Annotated in this window: 2 protein-coding genes; both read left to right on the forward strand. The window is 32.4% G+C overall.

Features of this window, described 5'->3' with window-relative positions:
• Positions 1-553 (forward strand): sugar phosphate isomerase/epimerase family protein (locus tag ACTG3V_RS14175; RefSeq protein ID WP_439132828.1); only part of this gene is annotated, 553 nt, incomplete at its 5' end.
• Between the two features lie 24 nt (positions 554-577).
• A partial coding sequence (locus ACTG3V_RS14180; RefSeq protein WP_439132829.1) for a sugar-binding domain-containing protein occupies positions 578-1,053 on the forward strand: 476 nt, incomplete at its 3' end.

Genomic DNA, 1,053 nt, shown 5'->3' on the forward strand with positions numbered 1-1,053 from the left:
TGCAAAAAGACCTACGTATAAAAAAATGGTTTCAGACTGTATTGATGTTATGAAAATATTTGATGTGCAAGTTGCTTATTTACCATTGGGAACACAAGGGGATTTAGTAAAAAATCCAGAATTAAGACCTGCTATTGTTGAACGCTTACGTTGGGCAGGAAAAGAAGTTGAGAAAATAAACGGAATTATTGCTGTTGAAACTTCATTATCTGCATCCGAAGAAAAAAAGTTATTAGCAGAAATAGGCAATAGAAACATTAAAATAGCCTTCAATTTTTCTAATGCTATAGAAAATGGACGCGATATTTCTAAAGAATTAAAAACATTGGGTCGCGATAATATTGGAGAAATTCATGCTTCTAATACAGACGGACATTGGATTGAAAATGATCCTGACATCGATTTACAAAAAATTAAAGAAACTTTAGATAAAATGCATTGGAAAGGATGGTTGGTTGTAGAGCGTTCTAGAGATACCTCTATGGTTCGTGAAGTAGTAAAAAATTACGGAGCGAACGTACGTTATTTAAAGAAAGTTTTTAAGAATGAATAAATTAGAAGCGTAGCAATTCTTAGTATGAAATATTTAAGCATCCTTTTTATCTTTTTAATAGTGGCTTGCGAAAGCAGTAGCGATGTTACAACTGTTCGTCAAGAAATTTCGCTTAATAATAACTGGGAAACCATTCATTTAGATAGTATTAAGCAATCGGAAGCTGATTTTGTGAAAAACCTTAAAACAGATAGCACTTGGAAACAAGTTTCTGTGCCACACAACTGGGATCAATATTATGGTTATAGAAGAAGTTCTCATGGTAATTTACACGGAACAGCTTGGTATCAAAAAAACCTAAAATTAGATAATTCAAATAAAGAAAAACAGCATTTTTTATTTTTTGAAGGAGTTGGTTCGTATGCTACTGTTTGGGTAAATGGCAAAAAAGTAGGAGAACATAAAGGCGGTAGAACAACGTTTACATTAAACATTTCAGATGCCATCGTTTTCGATGCAGAAAATAAGATTACAGTTAAAGCATATCATCCTTCTTTTGT

The organism is Polaribacter sp. (genome assembly GCF_965660385.1).
Taxonomy (GTDB): Bacteria; Bacteroidota; Bacteroidia; order Flavobacteriales; family Flavobacteriaceae; genus Polaribacter.